This window comes from Arthrobacter sp. CAN_A212, from assembly GCF_015752345.1.
Classification (GTDB): domain Bacteria; phylum Actinomycetota; class Actinomycetes; order Actinomycetales; family Micrococcaceae; genus Arthrobacter_D.
In genome coordinates this window covers 1-20406 of the sequence record NZ_JADOUT010000029.1, presented here as the reverse complement: position 1 = coordinate 20406, position 20406 = coordinate 1, and the positions used below count along the sequence as shown (strand labels likewise).

Annotated in this window: 24 protein-coding genes; 13 read left to right on the top strand and 11 right to left on the bottom strand. The window is 61.3% G+C overall.

The window, feature by feature from the left end:
• Nucleotides 1–596 precede the first annotated feature (596 nt).
• Both IWX64_RS15535 and IWX64_RS15530 read right to left on the bottom strand, forming a co-directional pair.
• Nucleotides 597–1619, bottom strand: a complete 1023-nt coding sequence (locus IWX64_RS15535) for a hypothetical protein (protein WP_196868036.1) — start codon at nt 1617–1619, stop codon at nt 597–599.
• A complete protein-coding gene (locus IWX64_RS15530; RefSeq protein ID WP_334683349.1) occupies nt 1585–2181 on the bottom strand; it encodes an RNA polymerase sigma factor in 597 nt (198 codons plus the stop codon). Before IWX64_RS15530 ends, IWX64_RS15535 begins: the two co-directional genes overlap by 35 nt.
• Before the next feature lie 300 nt (nt 2182–2481).
• On the opposite strand from IWX64_RS15530, the gene IWX64_RS15525 reads away from it, so the two are divergent.
• Genes IWX64_RS15525 through IWX64_RS15500 form a run of 6 tightly spaced genes read left to right on the top strand, consistent with a single transcriptional unit; the run spans nt 2482 to nt 6603 of the window.
• On the top strand, nt 2482–2835 hold the full coding sequence (locus tag IWX64_RS15525; protein ID WP_196868035.1) for a YciI family protein: 354 nt from the start codon (nt 2482–2484) through the stop codon (nt 2833–2835).
• Nucleotides 2836–2867: 32 nt separating this feature from the next.
• Nucleotides 2868–3416 carry a sigma factor gene (locus IWX64_RS15520; protein WP_196868034.1) on the top strand — a complete coding sequence of 183 codons (549 nt, stop codon included), beginning with the start codon at nt 2868–2870 and terminating at the stop codon, nt 3414–3416.
• Complete coding sequence (locus tag IWX64_RS15515; RefSeq protein WP_334683348.1) at nt 3373–3708, top strand: YciI family protein; 336 nt, start codon at nt 3373–3375, stop codon at nt 3706–3708. The genes IWX64_RS15520 and IWX64_RS15515 overlap by 44 nt, the downstream gene beginning before the upstream one ends.
• A 14-nt stretch (nt 3709–3722) precedes the next feature.
• Nucleotides 3723–4976, top strand: a complete 1254-nt coding sequence (locus IWX64_RS15510) for an RNA polymerase sigma factor (protein ID WP_196868032.1) — start codon at nt 3723–3725, stop codon at nt 4974–4976.
• A gap of 8 nt (nt 4977–4984) precedes the next feature.
• Nucleotides 4985–5791: a Mu transposase C-terminal domain-containing protein gene (locus IWX64_RS15505; protein WP_334683347.1), complete on the top strand. Its 807-nt coding sequence runs from the start codon at nt 4985–4987 to the stop codon at nt 5789–5791.
• Nucleotides 5791–6603 carry an AAA family ATPase gene (locus IWX64_RS15500; protein ID WP_196868031.1) on the top strand — a complete coding sequence of 271 codons (813 nt, stop codon included), beginning with the start codon at nt 5791–5793 and terminating at the stop codon, nt 6601–6603. The genes IWX64_RS15505 and IWX64_RS15500 overlap by 1 nt, the downstream gene beginning before the upstream one ends.
• Before the next feature lie 171 nt (nt 6604–6774).
• Here IWX64_RS15500 and IWX64_RS15495 read toward each other — a convergent pair whose 3' ends face one another.
• From IWX64_RS15495 to IWX64_RS15485, 3 genes are all read right to left on the bottom strand, one after another.
• A complete protein-coding gene (locus IWX64_RS15495) occupies nt 6775–7491 on the bottom strand; it encodes an EAL domain-containing protein (RefSeq protein WP_334683346.1) in 717 nt (238 codons plus the stop codon).
• Nucleotides 7492–7875: 384 nt separating this feature from the next.
• The gene (locus tag IWX64_RS15490; RefSeq protein ID WP_196868029.1) at nt 7876–8418 is read right to left on the bottom strand and encodes a MarR family winged helix-turn-helix transcriptional regulator; all 543 of its coding nucleotides are present in this window, start codon (nt 8416–8418) and stop codon (nt 7876–7878) included.
• 33 nt (nt 8419–8451) lie between these two features.
• Nucleotides 8452–9084, bottom strand: a complete 633-nt coding sequence (locus IWX64_RS15485; protein WP_196868028.1) for an NAD(P)-dependent oxidoreductase — start codon at nt 9082–9084, stop codon at nt 8452–8454.
• Nucleotides 9085–9148: 64 nt separating this feature from the next.
• Between IWX64_RS15485 and IWX64_RS15480 the strand changes: the two genes are divergently transcribed.
• Nucleotides 9149–10102, top strand: a complete 954-nt coding sequence (locus tag IWX64_RS15480; protein ID WP_196868027.1) for an NAD(P)-dependent alcohol dehydrogenase — start codon at nt 9149–9151, stop codon at nt 10100–10102.
• A 303-nt stretch (nt 10103–10405) separates the two neighbouring features.
• On the opposite strand, the gene IWX64_RS15475 is transcribed toward IWX64_RS15480, so the two are convergent.
• Entirely contained in the window at nt 10406–11197 is a 792-nt protein-coding gene (locus IWX64_RS15475; RefSeq protein ID WP_196868026.1) for a HEAT repeat domain-containing protein, read from the bottom strand.
• 56 nt (nt 11198–11253) lie between these two features.
• Between IWX64_RS15475 and IWX64_RS15470 the strand changes: the two genes are divergently transcribed.
• The gene (locus IWX64_RS15470; RefSeq protein ID WP_334683345.1) at nt 11254–12024 is read left to right on the top strand and encodes a MerR family transcriptional regulator; all 771 of its coding nucleotides are present in this window, start codon (nt 11254–11256) and stop codon (nt 12022–12024) included.
• A 160-nt stretch (nt 12025–12184) separates the two neighbouring features.
• Here IWX64_RS15470 and IWX64_RS15465 read toward each other — a convergent pair whose 3' ends face one another.
• A complete protein-coding gene (locus IWX64_RS15465; protein WP_196868024.1) occupies nt 12185–13225 on the bottom strand; it encodes an SRPBCC family protein in 1041 nt (346 codons plus the stop codon).
• On the bottom strand, nt 13222–13467 hold the full coding sequence (locus tag IWX64_RS17145; RefSeq protein ID WP_334683344.1) for a hypothetical protein: 246 nt from the start codon (nt 13465–13467) through the stop codon (nt 13222–13224). Before IWX64_RS17145 ends, IWX64_RS15465 begins: the two co-directional genes overlap by 4 nt.
• Nucleotides 13468–13759: 292 nt before the next feature.
• Here IWX64_RS17145 and IWX64_RS15460 point away from each other — a divergent pair, with 292 nt between their 5' ends.
• The 3 genes from IWX64_RS15460 to IWX64_RS15450 all read left to right on the top strand — a co-directional run bounded on the left by IWX64_RS15460 (nt 13760) and on the right by IWX64_RS15450 (nt 15936).
• Nucleotides 13760–14755: an Abi family protein gene (locus IWX64_RS15460; RefSeq protein WP_196868023.1), complete on the top strand. Its 996-nt coding sequence runs from the start codon at nt 13760–13762 to the stop codon at nt 14753–14755.
• Nucleotides 14756–14977: 222 nt separating this feature from the next.
• A complete protein-coding gene (locus IWX64_RS15455) occupies nt 14978–15475 on the top strand; it encodes a cupredoxin domain-containing protein (protein ID WP_196868022.1) in 498 nt (165 codons plus the stop codon).
• Nucleotides 15472–15936, top strand: coding sequence for a hypothetical protein (locus IWX64_RS15450; RefSeq protein ID WP_334683343.1), 465 nt, complete (start codon nt 15472–15474; stop codon nt 15934–15936). Before IWX64_RS15455 ends, IWX64_RS15450 begins: the two co-directional genes overlap by 4 nt.
• Before the next feature lie 257 nt (nt 15937–16193).
• On the opposite strand, the gene sigK is transcribed toward IWX64_RS15450, so the two are convergent.
• Nucleotides 16194–16880: an ECF RNA polymerase sigma factor SigK gene (sigK, locus tag IWX64_RS15445; protein WP_196868021.1), complete on the bottom strand. Its 687-nt coding sequence runs from the start codon at nt 16878–16880 to the stop codon at nt 16194–16196.
• Between the two features lie 499 nt (nt 16881–17379).
• Between sigK and IWX64_RS15440 the strand changes: the two genes are divergently transcribed.
• Nucleotides 17380–18216 (top strand): alpha/beta fold hydrolase, encoded by an 837-nt coding sequence (locus IWX64_RS15440; protein ID WP_196868020.1) that lies wholly within the window; start codon nt 17380–17382, stop codon nt 18214–18216.
• A gap of 306 nt (nt 18217–18522) precedes the next feature.
• Here the strand turns inward: IWX64_RS15440 and IWX64_RS15435 are convergent, their stop codons facing one another.
• Entirely contained in the window at nt 18523–19146 is a 624-nt protein-coding gene (locus IWX64_RS15435; protein ID WP_196868019.1) for a cupredoxin domain-containing protein, read from the bottom strand.
• Between the two features lie 326 nt (nt 19147–19472).
• Here IWX64_RS15435 and IWX64_RS15430 point away from each other — a divergent pair, with 326 nt between their 5' ends.
• Nucleotides 19473–19820 (top strand): DUF3024 domain-containing protein, encoded by a 348-nt coding sequence (locus IWX64_RS15430; protein ID WP_196868018.1) that lies wholly within the window; start codon nt 19473–19475, stop codon nt 19818–19820.
• 56 nt (nt 19821–19876) lie between these two features.
• Here IWX64_RS15430 and IWX64_RS17140 read toward each other — a convergent pair.
• Nucleotides 19877–20406, bottom strand: a 530-nt coding sequence (locus IWX64_RS17140; RefSeq protein ID WP_334683342.1) for a hypothetical protein, incomplete at its 5' end; no start/stop codon positions are given.

Genomic DNA, 20406 nt, shown 5'->3' with positions numbered 1-20406 from the left:
GACGGAATGACACCGTCAAGATACTGGGAGAACTGGACCGCAGGAAACCAACTAGCTATCGCATAGCCACTGGACTGCCAACGGGGGCCCAACCACATCACCTGGATCGAACGCACCTACCACCGCCGACGCCGGCAGAAAGCCCTCGGTAAACTAACCCCGATCGAGTTTGAGACAATCAACAACATGGTGCTAGCCGCCTAAGAAACTATCAACCCCACGAGTCAACCAAACCGTGGGCAGTCCCCACTGCTACCCCCACTTGAAACAGAAGGTAGACGAAACCGGCGCCGACTCAGCGCGTGGCTTGGGCGGTCAAAGCCATAGCGCGGTGAAGGATCCGTTGCCAGCAATCCGCCCCGCGGACGGCCGGTTGCTCCTTCTTATAGGACTTGGTGTCTCGAAACCTCTGTGTCTTGCATCCCATGGCTTACAAGACGTCAAACCGCCAAACGAAGCTGTGAAAAAGCCGCCATTCTGAGCTAACAGTCACACACTTTGGCGACGGCGATGGTGCTTGTAGCAAATACGAACGTTTATGGCGTCCCGTTTGCCAGGTAGGAGCACCTGCCGATGACAGCGGGCACGAGACGGCCTCAGGGTGCTGCATTCACTACGGAGGTTTCGATTGCCGTCCAGGAAGTGACAGTGCCAGCTGGGTACTGCGGGGTGGGTTTCAGAACGGTGGATCGCTCGCCGATCATCATTCCAGTCTCTACGTCAATGATGATGTCTTGCCTGCCCCCACCGTCTGGTGTCTGAATACCGATTGCCGTGCCACTTCGTCCATCGATCGTCGCCCCTTTCTCGACTATTTCCACACCCTCAATGAGGGCCGTCGCATGATAAAGAGCAGACCTTAGATCTGCGGGAACTGCTCCGGTCCTGAGGAAATCAGCGATTGTGGTGAGAGCGTGATGCTCGGGTGACCAGCCCTGCCCCTCGGTCTTCGTATAAATCAGGGATAGCAATTCCTGCGGGTCGCGTGGCGCGTCTCGCATCGCTTCATGTAGGGGCTGGTCAAGGAATAGTTGGCCGCTCCCGTAGAAAGCTCCACCGGCCGCCCGTACAACCTGTCCAAACGGGCTGCTTGACGCGGTTACCTCTTCCGCTGCCTCCCGGGCGGCTTCACTGAAGAACGTGACTGGTACTTCCTCTTCCCTGTTCCACACCCATTCCTCGGACCGATCCGCTGGTATGTACAGCTGGGAGTCTTGCGTCGCCAACCACGTCGCCTGTTCGCCGTCTGGAAGCGCCAGGGAGTTGCCATAAAGCGCTTTGATGTCCGTTTTCAGGTACTGACCCTCCCCGACGAGCGGGTCAGCGGTATTGATGGTTGCGACCGCCGCATTGCCGAGAAACTCTGCGGCTTCAGCGGATGCTCCGGTAGGTGCTTCAGGCAGGGCAATATTCACGGCTACAGGCCCGATGATCAGGGCGGCCGTGGCCGCGATGGTGAGCAGCGATCGTCTTGAGAAGAGCCAGCGCTGAGGAATCGAAGCGCGTGGCGTTCCTTTCTCAATCGCTGACATCAGCTGAGCAAGCCCGCGGTCCAAGGTCTCAGTGGGGACGGGCTGGTCGGTCTTACGCGTTTCTTTGAGCAGCTGTAGCTCGTTCATGGCTACCTTCCTCGGCAAAATAGGGCGAAAATCCAAGAGTTGAGCGAAGCGACATGCGGGCCCGATGGAGGCGTGAGCGAACGGTGCCAACCGGGACATCCATTGCCGCCGCGATGCCCTCGTAAGACAGTTCTGCCCAGGCGAATAAGAGAATTGTGTCCCTGTCGATAGCTGGCATCGAGTGGAGCGCCGCCGCTATGAGCTTGCTAGAGACCTGAGCATCGATCGCGTCGTCCACATCTTCCATCGGCTTCGAGCTGTCGATGCGTTCCACCGAGCGGATATAGGCCCTCATCGCGCGGGCTTCTGCCCGGTAATGCTTCTTCAACAAGTTGGTTGCGATCCCGAACAGCCAGGGCCGCGCATCATCCCAGGCGGTACTAAAAGAATCCCGTTTCTCGAACGCAACCAAGAATGTCTCTGCCATCACGTCCTCAGCAACTGATACGCCTGCCCGGCGCTCCGCGTACTTATAGATCGCGGATGCGTGTCGCTTGTACAACTCGCTGAAAGCCGCGGGCCAGCCACGGGACCGCAGAATGATGTCTTTATCGGTGCTCACACTATGTATTACCCGTTGCGCCTAGAAGGTTCACGCCATCTTCTCATTCGACCACAATCAGGCGTCAGGAAGGCACTGATTTCAGCCGGTGCAGCGCCAGTATCAAGAACTCGGTCCTCAATGAGCCCGAGCAGCATGAGCCCGGGCGACAGAACCGCCAATTGAAGCTGCAACTAACCGCCATTCCCAACTAACAGTCACAAAAATTCGGGCTTACTGTCGATTTGGCGGCAGGGTGTTCGCTGTCACTATGACGGAGCCGGACAGGCCGGCCCGCGACCCAGTGCAGGAGACACTTCCATGACCCAGTATGCGATCCTCATCTACGAAGACCCGGCCCTTTACGAGACCATGCCGCCCGAGGGGTGGGGCGCGGTGGTCGACGCGCACAGTACGTTCATCAAGCAGGTCTCCGAGCTCGGTGGGTCCATGGCGGGCGGGGGGGCGCTCGCGCCCGTGACGACGGCGACCACGATCAAGGGCGGCGCGGTGACGGACGGTCCGTTCCTCGAGAGCAAGGAGACCTTCGGCGGCTACTACGTCGTCGAGGCGCGCGACCTCGACCACGCCGTCGAGATCGGCAAGCTGTGCCCGGCCCCCGGCGGCGGCGTCGAGGTTCGCCCGCTCGTGGACCCGGCGACGAGCCCGTTCTGATCGCTCCCAGCGACGAGCCGACCGCGTCCGCCATGCAGACGGACGCGGTCGCTGCCGCGCTGGCGCAGGCCCACCGCTCCGAGTGGGCCTTCGTGCTGTCCGCCACGGTGCGCGTCACGGGCGACCTGGACGTCGCGGAGGAGTGCGCGCAGGAGGCGTACGTCAGCGCATTGCAGGCCTGGACCCGGGACGGCGTCCCGGAGCGGCCCGGCGCGTGGCTGACCACGGCGGCGCGGAACCATGCGCTGGACCGGTTGCGTCGCGAGGTCACCCCCCGGCGCAAGCTCCCGCTGCTCGTGGAGCCGGCGACCGTCGATCCGCACGACCCGGCCGACCTGGACTGGCCCGACGCCGCGGTGCCGGACGACCGGCTCCGGCTGGTGTTCACCTGCTGCCACCCCACCCTCGCCCCCGAGGCCCGCGCTCTCGCTCTTCTGACTCGGATTCCGCGGTTCGTGTCGAATTGGGGCTTGCCCGTTCGCTGTAGGGATGAAACTGTTCCCATAACGAAAGGACACGACCGTGAAGTACGTCATCATGTTCACAACCACGCCCGAACTCGACGCAGCGGTATCGCCTGAGCACGCCGAGCAGGTCTACCGCCGCACCTACGACTGGTTCGGCACGCACAGCGAGGTGATGACCGAGTCCGGCGCCCAGCTGCAGCCGGTCACCACCGCGACCACGGTCAGCTACGGCGGCGACGCACCGGTCGTGGCCGACGGGCCGTTCTCGGAGGCGAAGGAGGTCATCGGCGGATTCCAGGTGATCGACGTGCCCGACCTCGACGCGGCGATCGCCGTCGTCAAGACGTGGCCGCTGCTCGAGCTGCCCGGCGTTGCGGTCGAGATCCGCCCGATCATCGTCTACTAAAGCCACATCGAGCCGTGAACGAAACGGATGCCGCGGCAGCGGAGTCAGGCCGCGCCCACGCCGCGGCATCCGATCAACTCCTCGCGAGGGTGATCCGCGAGGAGTCCGCGCGGATCGTCGCGGCGCTCACAGGTTGGCTCGGGAGCCTCGACCTTGCAGAGGAGTCGGTCGCCGAGGCGATCGAGGAGGCCGTGCGCCACTGGCGCACCCGCGGGGTGCCTCCCAATCCCGGGGGATGGCTGACGCAGGCGGCCCGCCACAACGCCCTCGACCGCCTGCGGCGCGAGAAGCGGTACCGCGAGAAGCTGGCCCTGCTCACCGATCCGGCCGAGACCGCACCGCGCACCGGCACCCGCGAGCCCGACGAGCGACTGCCGCTCCTCTTCGGCTGCTGTCACCCCGCTGTCTCGCCGGACGCGCAGCTCGCTCTGACGCTCCGTGCGATCTGCGGCCTCACGACCGCGCAGATCGCGCGTGCCACCCTGGCCCCGGAATCGACGGTCGCGCAGCGGATCGTGCGGGCCAAGCGAAAGATCGGTGCCGCCGGCATCCCCCTGCGGATCCCCGAGGGATCCGAGCGGGCCGAGCGCCTGGATATCGTCCTGACTGTCATCTCCGTGATGTACAGCGAGGCCCACCTGGTCGCAGGCGGAGACGCGGCCGCGGACCGCGACCTCGCCGACGACGCCCTGTGGCTCGCGCGCGTCGTCGCACACGAACTGCCGCGGGAGGCGGAGGCGCAGGGACTGCTCGCATTGCTGCTGTTCCACCGAGCACGCGAAGGTGCACGCGCCGTCGATGGAGAGCTCATCCTTCTCGCCGATCAGGACCGGGCGCGGTGGGATCGCCGACTGATCGCCGAGGCACAGGCCGTGCTCGAGAAGGCGGCGATGCTACGACGCCCGGGGCGCTGGCAGCTGCACGCGGCGATCGCCGCATGCCACTCCGACACGCGCGACGGCAGCGACACCGACTGGCTCCAGGTGCTCACGCTCTACGACATGCTGCTCGCGTACGACCGCTCGCCGGTCGTACGGCTGAACCGCGCGGTGGCGCTCGCTGAGGTCGACGGACCGCAGGCGGCACTGCACGAGGTGGATGCGCTGCGACGCACCCTCACGGGATACCACCTCTGGCACGCCGTGCGCGCGCGGATGCTCCGGCACCTCGGCCGTCGGGACGAAGCGATGGCCGAGGACCTGTGCGCCCTGGAACTCACGGCGAACGACGCCGAGCGGCGCCTGCTGGAGGCGCGGGTCGATCGCTGAGGCGCGCAATGAACACTGCCCTCGCCTCACGGCAGGCCAGTTGGCGGAAAAGCGACCCCGGCTGGGCGATGTGCGGTCTGCCCGACATCCTTCACGTCGACCACGGCTCCGACTTCACCAGCCACCACCTCGAACGCACCACAATCGAGCTGCACATCCGGATCATCCACTCGACCGTCGGCAGACCCCAGGGCCGCGGGAAGATCGAACGCTTCTTCGGCACCATCAATACCGAACTGCTCGCCACCCTCCCAGGTCACCTCGCACCCGGCAGCCGCACACCGACACCCGTACTCGACCGTCCAGGGCTCGACCGTGCGATCGGTGCCTTCATCGCCGGCTACAACGACCGCCCGCACCGAGAGATGGGCATCTCCCCGCGGGACGCCTGGGTCGCCGACGGCTGGCTAACCCGCATGCCCGACAGCCTCGAGCAACTCGACGGGCTCCTACTCACCGTTCCCAAGAACCGCACCGTTCAGCGTGACGGCATCCACTTCCAGGGTCAGCGCTACGTTGCCCCAACGCTCGCGCCGTTCGTCGGGCATACCATCACCATCCGCTACGACCCCCGCGACATCTCCGAGATCCGGATCTACGACCACCACACCTTCATCTGCGTCGCGGTCGACGAAGCCCACCCGAACCTTCGCCTCAGCCTCCAAGACATCGAAACCGCCCGCCGGGCCCGCCGCCGACAACTGCGCCGCACCATCAACGACCGCATTCCGACCGCCACCTCCCGCGAGGAACCACGGGAAACCCCACCCACCCCGCGACGTCTACGGCTGCGCACCTACGAAGAGGACGAATGATGAGCCAGGCCTTCATCGTGACCAAGGAACACCGACGCTTCACCGAGTTCGCCAACGCCGTCCGGAAAGAACGAACCATCGGAATCTGCCACGGCGACGCCGGCGTCGGTAAAACCAACTCCGCCCGTCGCTACGCCAACTGGGACACCCTCGAGCCCTACATCAACGAATGGGGGCCGCGGGGTGATCACGACGCGAAGCACTACGCTCTCGCCAACCGATCCCGCACCGTCTTCTACACACCCGAAGTGCTCTGCCGACCCAAGACCCTCATGTACGAGATCGATCACTGGCAAAGCAAAGTCGGCATCTGCGCCGACGAGCATCTCCGCGCGACCGGCGCCGCCCCCGCGACCCAGAGACAGCGAGACGTCACCCGGCTCGTCGAACTGCTGATCATTGACGAAGCCGAACGGCTAACCCCCACCGCACTCGACATGCTTCGCGACCGGCACGACCGCACGCACCTGGCGATAATCCTCATCGGCATGCCCGGCATCGACCAACGCTTCCGCCACTACCCCCAGCTGTACAGCAGACTCGGCTTCTCCCACCTATATAGAGGACTTGGCCGCGACGAGCTCCTCTTCGTCCTCGGCCAACACTGGAAACGCCTCGGCCGAACCCTTAACCCCGACGACTTCACCGACGCTCAAGCCATCGCCGCGATCGAACGGATCACTCGGGGCAACTTCCGCCTCCTCGAACGACTCTTCCCACAAATCAACCGCGTTCTCAAAATCAACCAACTCGAAACCATCACCGACGACGTCATCGAAGCGGCCGCAACTATCCTTGTCATCGGCAACTGACGACGCGGAGCGCTCACAGAACGCCGCCACGGAGCGTCAAACTCCACAACCCTGATGGAATCAACAGTGAGGTCGAGATCCGAGGGGCAATGAGCGCCCGGTAACGATCGTTTATTAGACGCTAGAGGAGTAGCCGGTGCGGGATTTTTCGAGTATGCCATCTGTGGGTTGCTAAGCGACACTGGTGACGTTGAGAGCAGACCACGATTGTATCTGTGGGAGTTTTTCGAATGCTGGCTTCGCAAACCAGTATCCTTGGAAGAGGCGGATGCCGGCTGTCTTCAGAACTAGGAACTCCGCTTCGGTCTCAACGCCTTCTGCGAGCACTGTGATGTCGAGTGCTTTGGTGATTCCCATGATGCCAGCCACGACAGCCTGGCGGGCCGGGCTGGTGTCGATGCCTCGGATGAGCAACATGTCGATCTTGATCAGGTCTGGCTGGAACTCGACCAGGAGTCCTAGTCCCGCATGACCAGCACCAAAGTCATCGATGGCGGTGGTGAAACCATGCTTGCGATATTCGGCGATGATGTTCGTGAGGTGAGCGGTGTCCAAAACCTCCTCATTTTCCGTGAATTCGAACATGACCGATGACGTCGGGAAACTGCATCGCTCGGCCGCGAGTAGCGTCGCACGAAGGCATGCAGCCGGTTGGTAGACCGCGTTCGGCATGAAGTTGATGGAGAGCATCAATTCCTCGCCTGTAGGAAATAGGCGCGACGCCAGCTCGATTGCCTTGACACGACAGTCTTGGTCGAAGCGGTATTTTTGCTCCGGCGAGATCTTTGACAGGACTTCAAAAGCACCCTCGCCCGACAAGCCTCTGACCAGCGCTTCGTAGCCCCACACGCGGCCGGCAACCGCGTCATAAATCGGTTGGAAGGCCATGCTGAAATCGAAGTCTAGTTTCGAAGATGTCGTGCAGCCGTTGCAGGCCATGTGGAACCCCCTCACTGGTTACATCCACCGTAGGGCATAACTGTTTGATTATGGCGGCTTGGTTTGAGACCACTTCTGCTCAGTCCGCAGGTTCTCCTGCGATGACGGGAACGGTGCTAGTCGTGGTTCCAGACTTTGATCGAGGACAGCAATAGCAGCAGGACGAGCAGGGGAATGAGGACCTGGCTGGGAACAACGCCTGGCTTCCCGGTTGGGCCTGCGGAAGGAGGCTCACCTGGTGAGTCATCGGATGTTCAAGGGCGAGTGGAGCGAGGAGATCGTGTTCGCGATGCTCGCCGACGAGTGGCCGGGGCCGCTGGCCCATCGCATCCGTCACCCGGAGGGTGCCTCAGCAGCAAACTCAGCGGCAACCGCCCGACCCGCCGCCGGAGTGACTGCCGCCGACTCAGCAGCGAGAACCGCCGCCGTCGCACCGTCACCGACCCCCTGAGCCGAGTGCACCTTCGCGAGCAACCGGTCAAGTTCGACCAACTCGGAGTCGCTCAGCGGGTGGAACTCGGGTAGCAGTGTGCGCACGTACTCGTCCTGGAAGGCGGTGACTTCTGCGGCCGCCGACTCTGTCGCCCGCACGAGACGGTGCCGCCGATCGAGCGGGTCGACGTCGACCGCGATGAGACCGATCCGCTCCAACTTCGGTAGCACCTGGCTGATGGCACCGCTGGTGACCCCGAGAGCTTCAGCGAGTCGCCGGACGGTCATCGTGCCGGGCTGGGAGACGAAGAACATCACATCCATCTCGCGTCGGCCGAGCGCACGGTCTTTGAACGGATGCGTGCCCCGGGCCGCGAAGACCCTGGTGAGCGTCGTCATCGACCGGAGTACTCCGTGGAGCAGACCGACACGATCCTCATCCATCAGCACCCGGTGACGCCGTCGTCGTCGAAGGCATCAGTAGCTCACGAAGGGCATCTGGCGATCGAACCGGTGATCGTGCACCTGGTGGAGGATGAAGTCCGCCAGATCGGCCCGACCGATCTTCGTACTCGCATCAACCCCGACCCAGCCCACCCGGTACACCCCGGTGAAGGCGGCATCGGTGAGCACCGGACCCCGCACGACAGTCCAGTCCAGTCCGCTGTCCTGCAGCACCTTCAGATGCCCCGCGGCGTCACGAAGCACTTTCGCGGCGAGAGTCCGCAGCAGGAGACGGATGACCCGGTCCGGTACTTTCGGCTTGTCCTGAGGTGCCGGCAGACCGCCGCCGGACAGGGAGATGATCCGGGTGACGCCGTGCTCCTTCATGGACTCGACGATGATCCTCGTCCCATCTGTCTGCAGGGCGTCCGGTGAATCTTTGACCCGCCCGAAGACGCTGATCACCAGGTCGGCGCCCTCGACGACTCGGTTGACCGCAGCGCGATCGAGTACGTCGCCCTGCACTACCTCGAGAGAATCCGAGGTCACCCGGATGGCGGCCGGACGGCGGGCCAATGCCCGAACCTCGTGGCCGGCTTTGAGCGCTTGATCCAGCACGTGGCCACCGGTGCGACCGGTGGCGCCGAACAGTGCGATGGTCGTCATCGTGAGCTCCTAGGTTGATCGATGAAAATAGGTTAGCAGCTAAACCAATTGCTAGGGTAGGAGCATGAGACGTCTCTCCTTCCAACCGGTGAACGGCACGCGCGAGCCCGTCGTCATCCAGACTCCCGCGACCCTCGACGCGACCGGGGCCGACGTGGTGGTGATGGTCTCGGCATCGAGCATCAACGGCAGCGACGTCAACCTGCACCACGGCACCGGGCTGATGGCGTTGATCACCAGCAGGACGTCCCCGGGGTTCGACATCGCCGGCGAGGTCGTGTCGTGCGGAGAACAGGTGACGGCGTTCGAGGTGGGCGATCGGGTGATGGGGTTGCTCGACCACAGCGGTGGCGGTCAATCGGACTACGTCCTGGTGCATCAGCGGCGCCTTGCGCTCATCCCCGCAGACATCGCGGATGTCCCTGCCGCAGCCTTACCGCTGGCCGGACTGACCGCGCTACAGGCCCTCCGCACCCGTGGACACCTCCGGGCGGGAAGCGGAGGTCGAGTGCTGATCAACGGGGCCGCCGGCGGGATCGGGTCGTTCGCCGTGCAGCTGGCGAAGATCTCCGGTGCCCACCTGACGGCGATCACCAGCGGCGACCGAGACGATTACCTCCGGGGCCTCGGCGCCGACCACATCGCTACCCGGGGCGACGAGAGCACGCTCCGCGCCGGCGAAGATTACGACCTGATACTCGACGTTCCCGGAGTGCTCCGCTTCACCGACGTGCGGGCCGCCCTGAGTGCGGGGGGAGTGCTCGTGTCGACGCGGCCGATCACGTCCGACGCGCTCCGGCTGATCCGGCCCACGGTGCACCCGGACCCGCGCTCTCCGCGATTCGCCGCGGTGACTACATCCGCTTCGAGCCAGGATCTGTCTTACCTGGCTCGCCTGGTGCAGGAGGAGAGGGTGACGATTCCCGTCGACGCGGTCTTTCCACTCGCGGACGCGTCGGAGGCCTTCGCCCGGGCCGAAAGCGGAGGCGTCAGAGGCAAGGTCGTGATGACCCTCTGACCCTCTGACGCTCCGCGTTGGCACTGGAGACTATGGCTGGCAACAGCGCCAGTGAAAAAGTCGCTGAACGTGCGGGATTTCGGCAGACTAGCGCCGCATCTGGATCTCAGGGCGGCGACTCGGTACAGGTTAACCGTTGGCTTCGGCACAGCGCCCCGCTCGTTTAGTGATCCCTTGAAATGATGATCGTGCTGTCCTCCAGCCCGACGTAATAGAACGTTATCGGCGTTCTAAGTGACTAAGGGAACGCATCGAGATTCCGCGTTGGGACGGGATGTGTGTCATCTGTGCTGGCCGCGCGTGTTATCTCTTGGGGGCGGTTTTGGATTGTGAGCGGCGGGCGATTGCGCGCAGCCGTTGATCGTCTGCTTCTAGCTGGTGGGAGAGAATCTCTCGGGCTGTTGTTGTGTCCATTTCATAGAGTGCCATAGCTGCGGATAGACGAACCTCATCGGCGGTGTCTTGCAATGCTTGAGCTAAGGCATCGGTGGCGCCTTCCGCTTCGTGTCCCATAAAGCAGAGCACCTCAGCTGCGTGGCCTCGAACTGTCGCCGGGCCGTTAGCTAGCGCTGTGATGAGATCCGGGACTGCGGCTGCGCCGAAGGAAGCGAGGTCGCGCGTGAGGTCATTCCGCTTGTGGCTGTCCCCAGTGCCTAAGTGCGCGGCCAGGTTCGGGATCGCGCTGGGGTCTGCAATGCGTGTGAGGGCCCATCTGGCTTTGGATGCCACACCGGTATCGGCGTCTGCTGTCAGTAATGAAATGTGGCTCGTTGTCGCCGGATCTGCGATCTTACTTAGAACATGAAGTGCTTGCACACGAGTGGCAGTATCAGTCCCGGAGAGTGCGTCGAGCAAAAGAGGTGTGGCTGCATCGGCGATGCGGGTGATCGCCCAGGAGAGCGTGTCGCGCACGAAGAAGTCCTGCTCGGCCCCCAGCCGTCTCACCAGTGCTTGCGCAGCCGCTGTATCGGCTTTCGTGCCGAGGTTCAAAGCTGCGGCCTGACGCACATCTTTGTCGGGATCCACGAGCCGTTCAAGAGCTTCGTCAATGTGAGGGTTACCTGTGGGTTCAATTGTTGGGTTCGCTGATTTCATACAGGCAAGGCTAAAAGTTGCCGCTACGAGAGGGTCAAGCCGCTACCGTTGAAAAGGTGCAGTACTCAATTAGCCAGGTCGCGAAAATGACTGGCGTCTCAGCCCGGACCCTGCGGCATTACGACGAGATCGGTTTGCTCGCCCCAGCGGCGCTCTCTTCCAACGGTTACCGCTGGTATGGCCGTAACCAGCTGCGCCGGCTGCAGCGAATCCTCCTTTTACGCGAGCTTGATGTTCCGCTTGCACAAATCATCGCTATCCTCGCCGGCGAAGATGATGAAACCGCTGCACTGCGCAGCCATCTGATGCTTGTCACCGCTGAACGCGATCGCCTCGAGCAGGTTGCGGCCACAATTATTGGCACCCTGGATGATCTGGAACGTAACGACAGGCTTCCCGATGAAGAGTTCTTCCGTGGACTGGACGAGAAACGGTCGAAACTTGCCGTTACCCTTCGGGAACGGTTTGGGGAAGCCGCAGTAAGCAGCGTTGAAGCTGCGGACATGAGCACTGCACAGTGGACCCGGAGAGACTACGACCAGGCGGCAGCTGATGGTCAGGAGCTCTACACCCGGATGTCCCACGCACGCCAATCTGGCGTGCTGCCCACATCACCTTCAGCACACAGCCTTGTTGCTGAGCACCACACAGCAGTTCAGAGCGTATGGCCCGTTGACGGAGCATCCTATTACGCACTCGCTGAACTCATTGAGAATGATCCCGGACAACGAGACGCCGTAGCGATCAACGACCCTGACCTTCCCCGATGGGTAGCAGCCGCCATCCGTTCCTACGCGACCGACCACCTCCAGTACCGTCTTCCCTAAGTTCGGGCGGTACATAGCGAGGAAAAAATCGCAGGCTTGGGCATCCAGCGAACGCCCGCGGGCATCGGTCTCCCAAACGGGGTGGCTTGTGAATTCGTGAAATATCCGACGCTAAGGCTAGTTGTGTGAACCGTAACGGTAAGCGGTGTGATGGGGATGTTTAGCGGAAGGCGCGACTGATCGTGTCTCTGGTCTGGTTGACCATGATCCAGGTCAGGAACCGCCGAGGGGGTAGGAGCACAGGGCGTAGGAGGCGTTGCCATCCTTGGCGTTGCGCCCAGGTCATGGTGATGGTGAGGTGTGTTCCACCCGTGGTCGGGGCCAGGTCGAAGGTCCTCGTCATGGGCGGGTTGGTGATCGCGTCGGGGTAGGTGAGGTACCAGCTGATCCGACTCGGGGGAGTTATGTGGAGGACTTCGAGTGTTCGGCGACGGAGCTTCTCCTGGACCCTGAGTGGTTTGCCGTCCGGATACGTCGTCGACGCGTGAACGGTCCATGCTGCGCCTACCTGCACTTTCTCACCGCTGGGTTTATGGTTCTCCATTGTCGTAGGCGAGGACGCGGTTTCGTCGATAGTGGTCTCGACGGTACCGGCCATGGGGTCCCATTCCGGGATACGTTCTGGCTCTGACAGGAGCGCCCACACCTCGTTGATCGAAGCGGGGACGAACGACTCGTTCACCACCGTGCACTCGCCACGCCGACGCGACCGGATTTTGCTGTTCTGGGTAGTAGCTGTTGATGCGTGGTCCAGTCCGGCGATCACCATGGCCGGGGTCGTGTTGAGCCGCTCGAGAAGGTCTGTCACGACTCCACTGGGCTCATCGAGGAGCACACGCAGAACCGCAGTAGCGTCGGCCGTTCTGCCTTTTTCACCGGCTCGTCCGATAAGAACACGGGCACGCTTGGACAACTCGTATCCGCCGGTCTTAGGGAGGACGATGTCCCCAGCCGGCGGCAGGGACGCGTTGATGCCCAGGGATGCTATTTGTTCCTTCTGGTATTCCTCCACCGCGGTACGGCCCGCGTCGATGGTGATACCCAGGTCGCGAAGGACCCGGCCGGCGGACTGATCGCTCAAGGTCAGGGCGAGGAACAGGTCCTGAAGGCCTGCCTCCCGCAAACCCCTCCGTGACGCTTCCTCCATCGCCGCCAGTGACAATGACTGACTGGTCGTCGCGTACCGGGTAAATCTGCTCATGCTCGACTCCTGGTGGTGAGAAGTGAAGGATCAACGCGCTTGGAGTACTTCTTATGAACTGCTTGTCGTGTGACCCCTAGTGCGTCCGCAATCGTCTGCCATTTCATGCCCGAGCGAAGCGCGGCCTCGACCTGACGCAGCTCCAATGCGTCTGCGAGAACTCGGAGCGATGCCACCGCCCGCAGACCAGCACGCGGATCGGTTATATCCGCTGCGACATCTGCGACCCGCGAAGACTCCATGACGTCAACCTAAGTTGCTTTATCGGGTTTCGTCAATTCACGTTGCTAAAGTCGGCGTTCTAACGAACGATGGTTTGCGTGACGACGAATCGTCAGGCTGAAGGACGGCGGCAACACGCGGAGGCTTTCGTCTGGTTTCTCGTGACCGCTTCAGATTGGCGGGGACCTACGTTTATGCAGCCAACTCCGGATTCTCGTCATGCGTGGCTATCGGGGGCGTGGTATGTTTTATTCATCATGATCAGCCCGCTCGCCTCACGGCTCGGGCTGATTTTCTTTAACTGGGGGAGCCATGGCTGACTACACCAAGAAATGGTTGTCAGTCGAGGACCAAGTCAACAAGCTCGTTTCTCGGGGCGTGCAGGTTCAGGATATGGAGCAGGGCGCCCAGCTGCTGTGTGCGGTGGGATATTACCGACTCACCGGTTACCTTTACCCATTCCGGGAGTCAGAACTCTATACCGATGATCACGGTCGTACCCGAGTTCGGATCTTGGGTAACTATAGAGCCGGAACTTCCCTGCAAGATGCTGCGGACCTCATCGACTTCGACCGCCGGCTACGCATGCTCATTCTGGATGGAATCGAGCGGATCGAAGTCTCACTTCGTATGCAAATCGGTTATGCGTTAGGCCGCCGCTCAGCCTTTTCCCACCTGGATCCTGACACATTCACGCAAGCATTCACGGCCAGGAAGGTCGATCCGGAGACCGGCCAGAGCCTACAAAGTGACCACGAGCAATGGGTTGATCGCATACAAAAGCGGCAGGACGATTCCGATGAAGCCTTCGTCGTCCACTTCCGCGAAAAGTACAACAACCAAATGCCCATATGGGCCCTCACCGAGATCATGGAAATGGGTCACCTGGGCCGTCTATATAACGGGCTGGCGAACTCAACTGCAACGGAAATCGCTACAGCGTACGGGGTTCCGGCCAAGAGGGTGATGAGCAGTTGGGTTGCGAGCCTCAACTATGTCCGGAACGTGGCTGCCCATCACGCCCGAATTTTCAACCGCAAACTCGTCATCGCCCCCAAACGACCTGGCAAAGGCCGGATCGCGCTGTTGGATCATCTACGAGACGAGGAATCTTCCAAGCAGGTATTCGGCCTGTACAACGGGTTAGCTGTGATGGCATATCTGCTTCGGTCGATTGAGCCGGCAGACAACGGCTGGGCTGTGCGTGTGACCGGGTTGATCAACTCGTTCCCTGAGACTGAACATGTGACTAAGAAGTCGATGGGTGTGCCGGATAACTGGTCCACGATGGAACTTTGGCAACCATGAGCCGGACGATCACTCATCAGTAGCCGGGTAAACGACTTCGTCTTTCTCACGGCGATCTGAATCAGAGCCTGCCTGACGTATCAGGGTGTTATCGGCGTTGGGGCGAGCACGTTATGAGCTTGCGTCGCTTGATGGGGAGGTTCCGTGGGTCATCCGCACCCTTGCTTGTGACGAATCTCATAGTGAAGAGGGTTGTGGTGCTGTCAGTGCCCGGGGCTTTGGATGGTTGCTCCGATTGAGATCCTGTTGGAAAGGCTGATCATGGATATCCGTCAGCGCATTTTGGGGGTCTTACTGGCTGGAGCTCTGGTTGGAGTTGCCGGTTGTGGTGCGTCGGAGGATGCTGGCAGCCCGGCGGAGTCTGAGTCCACTTCCACCAGCGCGGCGGCCGGGGTTGAAGAGACCAGCGGGGCCCCAGCTGAGGCGACCGAGGAGGAAAGTGCTGCTGGAGAACCCGAGGCGGCTGCCGAGGAGGTCACGATCACGGTCACTGATTTTGAGTACGAGATTTCCGGTCCGGTGGCTCCGGGTGCGGAGGTGACGGTCGTTAACAACGATTCGGCCGCTCACACGGTGACTTCGGATGAGGAGGGATTGTTCGATTCCGTGTTCGGTCCTAACGAGACGGTCACCTTCACGGCTCCTGATGAGCCCGGAGACTACTCCTTCATTTGCACCTACCACCCGGCGATGGTCGGCACATTGGTCGTAGAAGGATGACCACCCCCGACCAGGTTCCGGCCATGGCCCCTGTCCGGTCTCGAAACACGGCGGTGCTGGTGTGGTTGAGAGTGGTAATCGCCGTCGGGTTAGCTATCGACGCTTTTGTCCACTTTCAGCTGGCAGCTAGCTATCAGATGGCATTTCCTGGGGGTATCGGTGGCGGTAATTTGTTCCGGGTTCAGGCTGTGGTGGCGATTCTCGCGGGCTTGTATGTGCTGATCCGGGGGAGCAGGCTCTCTTACCTGGTAGCTGCAGTGGTTGCGTTGTCAGCTTTCGCTGCCATTGTGTCCTCGGTGTACATCCAGTTGCCGGCTATTGGGCCGATCCCGGCGATGTATGAGCCGATCTGGTTCTTCGACAAGGCGCTGAGCGCCGTCGCCGAGGGTGTTGCAGGGGTCCTTGCTGTGATCGGCCTGTTTTTGGTGGGGCGAGCCACGAGAAAAGACTCAGCTGGCTAGTGCTGGTACTTGAGCGGGTTTCGGGCTTGATGTAACTGGTCGTCCAGATCCTGTAAATCGCCTATTGCGGCGCTGAGGAGGCGTTGCCGATCTATTGATAGGGGGGTGCCTGGTTCACAGGTCAGGGTGGGGCTCGTGCAGGTTACGAGCATACCCAGGACGGTGCCTACAAGGTGAGTGCGGACTGACTCCAAACGAGCTAACTGCTGCTCTGATTCGTCCAGGGCTACGCTTTGGTCGAGAGTACGAAGGTTCATTTAGGTTCTCCTCCTTTCAAGGCACAGTCGGAGATTTTTCAGTCCGTCTCGGATTCTGGTTTTGATCGTCGATAACGGTATGGACAAGTGCTCTGAGACTTGCCGGTAGGTCATGCATTGGTAGTAGGCAAGGTTGATGGCTTCCCCCTGCAGGGTAGAGAGCCGTTCTAGGCAGGTAGCGACGGTTTGCGCTTCAACCCTGGTGATCGCGGTCTCGGCCACCGAGTCATAGTCCGGGCTGTGGTTTGCGCTCGCCCAACGAGCTGCCCGGTTAGTGCTGGATTGTTCTGCACGGACTTTATCGACTGCTCTGCGGTGAGTGATGGTCATCAGCCACGCCATCGGGGAACCCAGCGCCGGATCATAGCGGCGGGCTTGCTGCCACACGAACAAATAAACTTCTTGCGTGGTTTCTTGTGCTATCTCACTGTCAACGATGATCCGGCGGGCCAAACCATACACTTGGCGGGCGGTCTGGTAGTAGAAAGCACTGAACGCATCCCGGTCCCCTTCACTGATGCGGTGGAGGAAACCGGCTAATCTCGTGTGGGCAGCAGTGAACTTTGTGTGCAGGGCGGCCGGCCTCGACACGTTGGAAGTGGGCTGTTTACCGGGAACGTTGGGTGGGGCAGGGAACGAGCGGGCATGCTCGAGGGCAGCAGAGTCTTCGCTGCCGTGTCTGTTCATGGCGGGTCCCTTAGCGGTAGCTCACCGTGCGGTCAGACGGAAAATATTAGTGTTCCCTTCGGTGGACGATAACCGAGTTCGCCCACTGCCCAAGATACTGCACACACCTTCAGGGATTGGGCTCCTGTTAAGATGTTTCATTCATGCTGTGTGCGGAGTGCCAGGGATTTGGGCGATGCGCCAGGGGCCTCACAACGCGTTTCGACGGGTATGAAAGAGTGCCTATCAAACCCCGCGGTCGCTTCCAAAGACGTCGTTGGGGGAGGGCAGCCGGACCTTGCCTAGGGGACTGAAGTGTCTGAGGAAAAAGCAGTGTGTGTGCGAGGAAAAAGCAGTGGTGATGAAGATCAGGCCTGGTTGCGGTACCGGAGGCTTCATGGGCACCACCCCTGGATCAGTTAAGAAGTATGGAACAGGACCCATCCGAAGGGTAGCCTGCTGTCGAAGTGGGTAGAGTCGGGTTTGTACGCCGATCCCATCTCAATGTTGGAGGCTCTTCATGACGGAAGTTACTGCTAACCACGGTCTGTTCAAAGACACAAATCTGCACGTCGACGACACCGGCGGGTCCGGCCGACCAGTTGTCCTGATTCACGGTTGGCCCCTGTCTGGGGAATCCTTCAAAGACCAGGTCCCCGCTTTGCGGGACGCTGGCTACCGGGTCATCACCTACGACCGGCGGGGTTTCGGTCGCAGTGACAAGCCCCGCACCGGGTACACCTACGACACCCTCACCGAGGACCTACGTGCTCTCATCGAGGCACTGGAAGTCACCGACGCAACTCTGGTCGGTTTCTCCATGGGTGGAGGAGAGGTCGCCCGTTACTTCACTAAATACGGTACCGACCGGGTCCGTAGCGTCGTCTTCGCCTCCGCAGTACCTCCTTACTTGATGCAAAGCGATGACAACCCCGACGGCCCCCTCACTAACGACGCGGCGGAGGCAATGACAGCGGACCTCACCCAGGACGAAAACTCTTTTTACGACGGCTTCACCCGTGAGTTCTTCTCCGTCAACGGAGAACTCAAGGTCACCGAAGCGCAACGCCAAGAAGCCATCGCGTTATGTCAGCAGGCAGACAAAAAAGCCGCTCTAGCCTGCATGGAAGCCTTCGGAACCACCGATTTCCGCGACGACCTGCCAAACATCACCGTTCCAGCCCTCGTCCTGCACGGCGACGGTGACGGCGTCGTACCCTTCGAAGGCTCCGGCGCGCGCACCCACGCAGCCCTGCCCGACAGCGACCTACACGTCATCCACGGCGCACCACACGGCTGCAACGTAAGCCATCCCGACGAGTTCAACCAGACACTGCTCACCTTCTTGCAAAAATAGAACTATTACCTGAACAAAGAAAAGGTGAGGCGCCCAGCAACGGGCGCCTCACCTTTTGCAACAGAGTGCCTACTGCGGGGCTGGAACTCCTGCCAACCCCCTGGCTTCTCATCTAAATGAATCGACTGTTGGCTCCAAACAGCAGGACAAACGACGTCGGGGCAGCCCCTCTTCTGAGGGGGCCTTGTTAATGGTGTGCTCTGGACAGACGACCGCCGCAGGAGCTGGGGGACTACTGCGGCGGCCGTTTTGGGTGAACTAACCGGGGGGGAGGAGTCGGACCCCGGTCAGCTCGAGTAGTGGGGTTTAGTTGTTGGTGCTTTGGCGGCGGACGGCGTAGGTTCCACCGGCTGCTGCCAGAAGGACCAGCCCACCACCGAGAGCAATCAGCAGTGGTTCCTTGATTGGGGTTTGGTTCACCACACCGGTGTCGGCGCCGCCCTGAGGGACTGCACCCATCTGGTCCATACCGTCGTCTTCTGCAGGACCTGACTCCGCGATTTCGGGAGCTGGCGCCGGGGTTGGTGTGGTGGGGGCTGGTGCCATGGCTTCAGCGCCGACGGTGAGGGTGCCGCGCATGTTGCCGTGGAATTTGCAGAAGAATCCGTAGCTTCCTGCTGTGTCTGGGGCGGTGAAGGTAGCGCTTGCTCCGCCGGGGATGGTGACATCGAAGGAGCCATCGTCAGCGGTTACGGTGTGGGCTTCGGTGTCGTTGTTGGTGACGTTGATTTCGCCGCCGGGGTTGACGGTGCCGGGTCCTGAGAACACGAAGTCATCGATGCTGATGGACATTGCTCCGGTGGTCATGGCTGGTACTGCTTGGGATACCGGGCTAGGGGCGGCCGTGGCTACCCCGGTGGACCCGAGGCCAGCTCCCGCGATCAGGGCTGCGGTGAACGTGACGCTGAGAACTTTGTGCTTGGTGATCATGATGAGGCCCTCCGGCGAAGGCGTTTAGGGGGACAACTATCGGATTATCAGTCGACTTGATACGCCGTTGTCATAAAACCTCTGCCACGTGATATTCGTCACCCACGTCCGGGTGGATGGGTTACCCATCAAAGCCTGGCGAATACTGGCGTCCCGGAAGACGATGGCAGCACCGGAACAACCGGTCAAGACCTGCATAATCCAGCTGAGCCATCCGGCGACAGTGGTGAAGGGCCATCTGCGGTTTTTTGCGGCCACGGTTTTTTGACGGCCTCCCAAGTCTTCCGGAGTTTCTCGGCCGGTGAGCTTCTGGGACTATCGAGACTATGGTTTCTTCTGGATTGCCTGAGCTCGAGGTTGCTCGCGCGCGCCGTTGGTGCGCCGGACGGGTGCCGGCCAGATTCAGTACTGAGATGCGGGTGGAGTGCGACGTCGCTGCCCGTCACCTCACCATTGTCGAATGCCGTCCCCCGTGGGGTGGGGATGAGCAAACGCAGTGGTCACGCTTCCCGATAGCTCGAATGTATTTCACGAAGAAGACAGGGCTGTGGACCTTGTACTGGCGCGACCGGAATCTGAAATTCCATCGGTACCAATTTCTTGCTCCGAGTCCCAGCCTTCAAGTACTGCTGGATCATGTGGACGAAAGCGGAGACCCCATTTTCTGGGGATAACACCCAACCCAACCCGGCACCAGTATCAGCGGCCAGCCTCGGTGATCGCGTCAACCCTATTTGGCTCCGGCAGGACGCCCGTCAGTGGCCCTACCGGAGAATGTATCGTGATCCTGCCGCTCGGTAGTAGGGGATACGCCAATCGTTCTCGTTTGTTCTTTGTGCCGGTTTCGGGGTCGGGTGTCTTCGTTCTCGCCTCGAGTTTCGAGCCTTGCTTGGGCAAGACGCGCCTCGAGGAGGATTTGGTCATGTTTTTCAAGGTCATGCACCGCGGCGGAAAGTAGTCGTTGGCCGTATTCGAGTCCGTAGGACTGTGCAGCGAGATCTTTGAGTACGTTGAGGACGGTATGGGCCATACGACCACGTTCGGTCTGCAGGGAAATGATCTGACGCCTTAGCGCCGCGAGTTCTTCGCTTGGATCGCCTGTTTCCTCGATTTGAGTGAAGCGCGTCGGGGTGAATGGAGGGATCGGATCGCCTCTGAGTATGGGTGGGCTGCTGCGTGAATTTCGGACAGCGGAGTTAGTGTTTTCTCTTACGCTGCCTGGTGCGGCTGCTGGTAACTGTAATGGACATCGTTGGGGTA

Coding starts and splice junctions, on each gene's coding strand:
- sigK (WP_196868021.1), bottom strand. CDS start 16,880: ATGAACAGACACGGCAGCGAAGACTCTGCTGCCCTCGAGCATGCCCGC.
- IWX64_RS17145 (WP_334683344.1), bottom strand. CDS start 13,467: ATGGAGTCTTCGCGGGTCGCAGATGTCGCAGCGGATATAACCGATCCG.
- IWX64_RS15455 (WP_196868022.1), top strand. CDS start 14,978: ATGGTTGCTCCGATTGAGATCCTGTTGGAAAGGCTGATCATGGATATC.
- IWX64_RS15535 (WP_196868036.1), bottom strand. CDS start 1,619: ATGAACGAGCTACAGCTGCTCAAAGAAACGCGTAAGACCGACCAGCCC.
- IWX64_RS15435 (WP_196868019.1), bottom strand. CDS start 19,146: ATGATCACCAAGCACAAAGTTCTCAGCGTCACGTTCACCGCAGCCCTG.
- IWX64_RS15430 (WP_196868018.1), top strand. CDS start 19,473: ATGGTTTCTTCTGGATTGCCTGAGCTCGAGGTTGCTCGCGCGCGCCGT.
- IWX64_RS15505 (WP_334683347.1), top strand. CDS start 4,985: ATGAACACTGCCCTCGCCTCACGGCAGGCCAGTTGGCGGAAAAGCGAC.
- IWX64_RS15485 (WP_196868028.1), bottom strand. CDS start 9,084: ATGACGACCATCGCACTGTTCGGCGCCACCGGTCGCACCGGTGGCCAC.
- IWX64_RS15495 (WP_334683346.1), bottom strand. CDS start 7,491: ATGGCCTTCCAACCGATTTATGACGCGGTTGCCGGCCGCGTGTGGGGC.
- IWX64_RS15440 (WP_196868020.1), top strand. CDS start 17,380: ATGACGGAAGTTACTGCTAACCACGGTCTGTTCAAAGACACAAATCTG.
- IWX64_RS15520 (WP_196868034.1), top strand. CDS start 2,868: ATGCAGACGGACGCGGTCGCTGCCGCGCTGGCGCAGGCCCACCGCTCC.
- IWX64_RS15475 (WP_196868026.1), bottom strand. CDS start 11,197: ATGAAATCAGCGAACCCAACAATTGAACCCACAGGTAACCCTCACATT.
- IWX64_RS15465 (WP_196868024.1), bottom strand. CDS start 13,225: ATGAGCAGATTTACCCGGTACGCGACGACCAGTCAGTCATTGTCACTG.
- IWX64_RS15480 (WP_196868027.1), top strand. CDS start 9,149: ATGAGACGTCTCTCCTTCCAACCGGTGAACGGCACGCGCGAGCCCGTC.
- IWX64_RS15500 (WP_196868031.1), top strand. CDS start 5,791: ATGAGCCAGGCCTTCATCGTGACCAAGGAACACCGACGCTTCACCGAG.
- IWX64_RS15525 (WP_196868035.1), top strand. CDS start 2,482: ATGACCCAGTATGCGATCCTCATCTACGAAGACCCGGCCCTTTACGAG.
- IWX64_RS15460 (WP_196868023.1), top strand. CDS start 13,760: ATGGCTGACTACACCAAGAAATGGTTGTCAGTCGAGGACCAAGTCAAC.
- IWX64_RS15490 (WP_196868029.1), bottom strand. CDS start 8,418: ATGGATGAGGATCGTGTCGGTCTGCTCCACGGAGTACTCCGGTCGATG.
- IWX64_RS15450 (WP_334683343.1), top strand. CDS start 15,472: ATGACCACCCCCGACCAGGTTCCGGCCATGGCCCCTGTCCGGTCTCGA.
- IWX64_RS15515 (WP_334683348.1), top strand. CDS start 3,373: ATGTTCACAACCACGCCCGAACTCGACGCAGCGGTATCGCCTGAGCAC.